The 2,450-nt window shown below is 54.4% G+C and carries 2 rRNA genes (1 of these 2 cut by a window edge); both read right to left on the bottom strand.

The window, feature by feature from the left end:
• Positions 1-4 precede the first annotated feature (4 nt).
• A 5S ribosomal RNA gene (rrf, locus tag AC06FA_RS19845) occupies positions 5-119 on the bottom strand.
• Positions 120-244: 125 nt separating this feature from the next.
• Positions 245-2,450 (bottom strand): 23S ribosomal RNA (locus AC06FA_RS19840); it runs 674 nt beyond the window's last position.

Below are 2,450 nucleotides of genomic sequence, written 5' to 3'. Positions count from 1 at the left end.
TAAACCCTGGCGATGACCTACTCTCGCATGGCTTGAGCCACACTACCATCGGCGCAGCTGCGTTTCACTTCCGAGTTCGGGATGGGATCGGGTGGTTCCACAGCGCTAATTTCACCAGGGAGGCTTTTGGAGAGTCGCACTCGTCCCGGGGGACAAGGCGCCAGCCTCGCATAGTTCTTGTGACGTAGCGTGCACTTGGATGCTCTTACGACGTTGTCGTAAAGCCAAGGCAACTTGAGGTTATATGGTCAAGCCGCACGGATCATTAGTATCAGTTAGCTCAACGCATTGCTGCGCTTACACACCTGACCTATCAACCACGTAGTCTACATGGTTCCTTCAGGGGGCTTGTGCCCCGGGAGATCTCATCTTGAGGCGCGCTTCCCGCTTAGATGCTTTCAGCGGTTATCGCTTCCGAACATAGCTACCCGGCAATGCCACTGGCGTGACAACCGGAACACCAGAGGTTCGTCCACTCCGGTCCTCTCGTACTAGGAGCAGCCCCTCTCAAATCTCCAACGCCCATGGCAGATAGGGACCGAACTGTCTCACGACGTTCTGAACCCAGCTCGCGTACCACTTTAAATGGCGAACAGCCATACCCTTGGGACCGACTACAGCCCCAGGATGTGATGAGCCGACATCGAGGTGCCAAACACCGCCGTCGATATGAACTCTTGGGCGGTATCAGCCTGTTATCCCCGGAGTACCTTTTATCCGTTGAGCGATGGCCCTTCCATACAGAACCACCGGATCACTAAGTCCTAGTTTCCTACCTGCTTGATCCGTCGATCTTGCAGTCAAGCACGCTTATGCCTTTGCACACAGTGCGCGATGTCCGACCGCGCTGAGCGTACCTTCGAGCTCCTCCGTTACTCTTTAGGAGGAGACCGCCCCAGTCAAACTACCCACCATACACGGTCCCCGACCCAGATAATGGGCCCAGGTTAGAACGTCAAGCACGACAGGGTGGTATTTCAAGGATGGCTCCACTGCAGCTAGCGCCACAGTTTCATAGCCTCCCACCTATCCTACACAGACGAACTCAACGTTCAGTGTAAAGCTATAGTAAAGGTTCACGGGGTCTTTCCGTCTTGCCACGGGAACGCTGCATCTTCACAGCGATTTCAATTTCACTGAGTCTCGGGTGGAGACAGCGCCGCTGTCGTTACGCCATTCGTGCAGGTCGGAACTTACCCGACAAGGAATTTCGCTACCTTAGGACCGTTATAGTTACGGCCGCCGTTTACTGGGGCTTCGATCAAGAGCTTCGCCTTGCGGCTGACCCCATCAATTAACCTTCCAGCACCGGGCAGGCGTCACACCCTATACGTCCACTTTCGTGTTTGCAGAGTGCTGTGTTTTTGATAAACAGTCGCAGCGGCCTGGTTACTGCGACCCTCGGTAGCTTGTGCTCGCATGAGCCACCACCAAGGGTGCACCTTCTCCCGAAGTTACGGTGCCATGTTGCCTAGTTCCTTCACCCGAGTTCTCTCAAGCGCCTGAGAATTCTCATCCTACCCACCTGTGTCGGTTTACGGTACGGTCTGCGTAAGCTGAAGCTTAGGAGCTTTTCCTGGAAGCGTGGTATCAGTGACTTCGCCATAAAGGCTCGTCTCGGTGCTCGGTCTTAAAGGATCCCGGATTTGCCAAAGATCCAAACCTACCGCCTTTCCCCAGGACAACCAACGCCTGGTACACCTAACCTTCTCCGTCCCTCCATCGCACTTACGCGAGGTGCAGGAATATTAACCTGCTTCCCATCGACTACGACTTTCGTCCTCGCCTTAGGGGCCGACTCACCCTGCGCCGATTAACGTTGCGCAAGGAAACCTTGGGCTTTCGGCGTGCGGGTTTTTCACCCGCATTATCGTTACTCATGTCAGCATTCGCACTTCCGATACCTCCAGCAGACTTCTCAATCCACCTTCAACGGCTTACGGAACGCTCCTCTACCGCGCATAACAAAGTTATGCACCCCAAGCTTCGGTTCTGTGCTTAGCCCCGTTAAATCTTCCCCGCAGACCGACTCGACCAGTGAGCTATTACGCTTTCTTTAAAGGGTGGCTGCTTCTAAGCCAACCTCCTGGCTGTCTGTGCCTTTCCACATGGTTTTCCACTTAGCACAAAATTTGGGACCTTAGCTGTGGGTCTGGGTTGTTTCCCTTTTCACGACGGACGTTAGCACCCGCCGTGTGTCTCCCATACAGTCCGTCTCGGTATTCGGAGTTTGCAATGGTTTGGTAAGTCGCGATGACCCCCTAGCCATAACAGTGCTCTACCCCCGAGAGGATACATATGAGGCGCTACCTAAATAGCTTTCGAGGAGAACCAGCTATCTCCGGGTTCGATTAGCTTTTCACTCCTAATCACACCTCATCCCCTACCTTTGCAACGGGAGTGGGTTCGGGCCTCCAGTGCGTGTTACCGCACCTTCACCCTGGGCATGA

The sequence above is a fragment of the Stenotrophomonas sp. Steno-C17 genome, from assembly GCF_056393165.1.
This window is presented reverse-complemented; position numbering and strand designations above follow the sequence as displayed.